This is a genomic window from Mycobacterium sp. (genome assembly GCF_049683935.1).
Classification (GTDB): Bacteria; Actinomycetota; Actinomycetes; order Mycobacteriales; family Mycobacteriaceae; genus Mycobacterium.
In genome coordinates this window covers 1-3,181 of the sequence record NZ_JBAUJR010000094.1, presented here as the reverse complement: position 1 = coordinate 3,181, position 3,181 = coordinate 1, and the positions used below count along the sequence as shown (strand labels likewise).

3 protein-coding genes are annotated in these 3,181 nt (G+C 69.9%); all 3 read right to left on the bottom strand.

Annotated features, from left to right (window positions below; translation table 11 throughout):
* Positions 1–881: UDP-N-acetylmuramoyl-L-alanine--D-glutamate ligase (murD, locus tag WA965_RS05240; protein ID WP_526447191.1), on the bottom strand; the 881-nt coding region annotated here is incomplete at its 3' end.
* A gap of 1 nt (position 882) precedes the next feature.
* Positions 883–1,962, bottom strand: coding sequence for a phospho-N-acetylmuramoyl-pentapeptide-transferase (gene mraY, locus WA965_RS05235; protein ID WP_178360064.1), 1,080 nt, complete (start codon positions 1,960–1,962; stop codon positions 883–885).
* A partial coding sequence (locus WA965_RS05230) for a UDP-N-acetylmuramoyl-tripeptide--D-alanyl-D-alanine ligase (RefSeq protein WP_526447189.1) occupies positions 1,959–3,181 on the bottom strand: 1,223 nt, incomplete at its 5' end. The genes WA965_RS05230 and mraY, both read right to left, overlap by 4 nt.

Genomic DNA, 3,181 nt, shown 5'->3' with positions numbered 1-3,181 from the left:
AGGCACGCCGCAGCCAGCGCGTCGAGCACACCGACCGGACCGGCCACCGAGATCGCAGCCGCCTCGGCGAGGACCAGGTCGCGACCGAACGCGTTGTCAACGAGCCGCCCGTCGCGGACCCCGAACTCACCGAGTGCAGGGGCACCCGACCGGAACCCCACCTTCACCGGCGCCGGGGCCGCCTCCAGCAATCGGGCGGCCGCGGGGTCGTCGAGTCCGCCGACGGCTACGCGCCCGGTCAGAGCCCTCGCTTTGGCCTGCGCGTACGCCTGCATCGAGCCGTGCCAGTCGAGGTGGTCCTCGGCGACATTGAGCACCACACCTGCTTCGGGGCGCAGTGACGGCGCCCAATGCAGCTGGAAGCTCGACAACTCGACGGCGAACACCTCGGCGGGCCGGTCGAGCAGGTCGAGGACCGGATCGCCGATGTTGCCGCACAGCACCGCCCGTCGTCCCGCCGCCTCCAGCATCGCGTAGAGCATCGACGTCGTCGTGGTCTTGCCGTTGGTGCCGGTGACCACCAGCCACTGCCGTGGCGGACCGAAACGCCCGGACTGGTCCAGCCGCCACGCCAGTTCGACATCACCCCAGATCGGGACACCCGCCGCGGCAGCGGCCGCCAGGACCGGCGCGGTGGGCGGAAATCCCGGGCTGGTCACGACGAGCGCGAAGTCTGCGATCCGCTGGACAGCATTGGCGGGATCGACGACGGCCACGCCCTGCTGCGCCAGCGCCGTCAACGCCGTGGGACTGTCGTCGGTGAGCGTCGCGCGGACCCCGAGCGGGACCAGCGCGGCGAGTATCGCCCGGCCGGTGATGCCGGCGCCCGTCACCAGCACATCGGCGCCGCGTTCCAAGCCCTGCAGTTCCAAGCCCGGCATGTCAGGCACCGACGGTGGTCAGCCACTCGCTGTAGAAGAGGGCCACACCCAGTCCGCACGCGATGGCCGTCAACAGCCAGAACCTGATGATCACCGTGGTCTCGGCCCAGCCCACCAGCTCGAAGTGGTGGTGGAAGGGCGCCATCCGGAACACCCGGCGGCCGGTGGTGCGGAACGCGAGGATCTGCACGACCACCGACGTCACCTCGGCGACGAACAGCGCGCCGAGCACCACGGCGAGCATCTCGGTCCGGCTGGTGACCGAGAGACCCGCGATCACGCCACCGAGGGCAAGCGATCCGGTGTCACCCATGAAGATCTTGGCGGGCGCGGCGTTCCACCACAGGAAGCCGATGCACGCACCCGCGGTCGCTGCCGCGATGATCGCGAGATCAAGCGGGTCCCGCACGTTGTAACAACCGACACCGGGGCTCGTCGCACACGCGTTGCGGAACTGCCAGAACGTGATGAGCACGTAGGCGGCGCACACCATCGCCATCGCGCCCGCGGCCAGCCCGTCGAGGCCGTCGGTGAAGTTCACCGCGTTCGACCAGGCACTGACGATCACCACGCAGAACAGCACGAAGACGGCAGGCGCCAACGTCACCGTGGCGATCTCCCGCACGTAGGACAGCTCGGCACTGCCGGGGGTCAGCCCATCGGCGTTGCGGAACTGCAGCGCAAGGACGCCGAACAGGACCGCCGCGACGAGGATCCCGACGGTCTTGGCGGTCTTGTTCAGACCGAGGTTGCGCGCCCGCCGGATCTTGATCATGTCGTCGGCGAACCCGACGGCGCCCAGCGCCGTCACCAGCCCCAGCACCAGCAGGCCGGAAGCCGACGGCCCTTTTCCGTCGATCAACACCCCGACCAGGTGGGTGCCCAGGTAGCTGGCCCAGATCCCAGCCACGATGGCCACCCCACCCATCGAGGGGGTGCCACGCTTCTTGTGGTGGCTCGGCGGACCGTCTGCCCGGATCTCGTGACCGAAACCCTGCCGGGTGAACAGCTTGATCAGCGCCGGGGTCAGCAGGATCGATACCGTCAGCGCGATCGCGACGGCGATGAGTATCTGCCTCATCCACCGTCCCCCGACGCGTCGGCGGTCAGCGCATCGGCCAGCATGCCGAGCCCGGCGGAGTTCGACGCCTTGACGAGCACGACGTCACCGGCCCGGAGCTCAGCGCGCAACAGATCCAGTGCGGCGTCGGCATCGGCGACCGCGGTGGCCTCCGAGCCCCACGATCCCTCCATGACCGCCCCGTGGAGCATGGCGCTCATAGGCCTCCCGGTTCCGATGACGATGAGTCGAGAGACATCTAAGCGCACCGCCAGTCTGCCGATGCGGTCATGCTCGGATATCGCGTCGTCACCGAGCTCGGCCATCTCCCCCAGAACCGCCCAGCTTCTGCCTTCCGGGGGGCCCTGACGCCCCATCCAGGCCAGCGCCTTGAGCCCGGCACGCATCGAGTCCGGGTTGGCGTTGTAGGCGTCGTTGATGATCGTCACGCCGTCCTCGCGGGTGTGGACCTGCATGCGCTGCTGCGACACCGGGCCGGCGGCCCCCAACGCGGCGGACACCTGGCTCAGGTCGGCACCGCACTCCAGCGCGACGGCCGCAGCGCACAGCGCATTGGACACCTGGTGGTCACCGTGCACTGCCAGCGTGACGGCGGCCTGCGCATCGCCGGCGTGCAGCGTGAACTCGGCGCGCGCCAGCGGGTCGAGGACGATGTTGTCGGCACGCACGTCGGCGGCCGAGGCATCGGAGGTGCGCCCGACACGCACGATCCGGGCCGCCGTCTTCTCGGCCATCCCCGCCACCACCGGGTCGTCGACATTGAGGATGACCACCCCGGATGCCGGAACCGCCTGTGGCAACTCGGATTTCGTGGCGGCGATCGCCTCACGGGAGCCGAACTCGCCGAGGTGCGCGGTTCCGACGTTGAGGACGACGGCGATCGACGGCGGGGCGATCGCGGCCAGCGCGGCGATGTTGCCGGGATGTCGCGCCGACATCTCCAGCACGAGGTAGTCGGTTGACCGGGTGGCCCGCAACACCGTCCACGGGTGCCCGAGTTCGTTGTTGAACGAGCCCGGCGGGGCGATCACCTCGCCGAGGGGCGCCAACACCGCGGCGATCAGATCCTTGGTCGACGTCTTGCCCGATGACCCGGTGATGCCGACGATCGTCAGACCGTCGGCCACGAGTTCGGCGGCCACGGCGGCGGCCAGTCTCGCCAGGGCCGCGAGCACCGCGGCGCCCGAACCGTCGCTGTCGTGTTCGAGGACACCCGCGA

Bases quoted from the DNA above. Each gene is read 5' to 3' on its own strand.
- mraY (WP_178360064.1), bottom strand. From the start codon at position 1,962: ATGAGGCAGATACTCATCGCCGTCGCGATCGCGCTGACGGTATCGATC.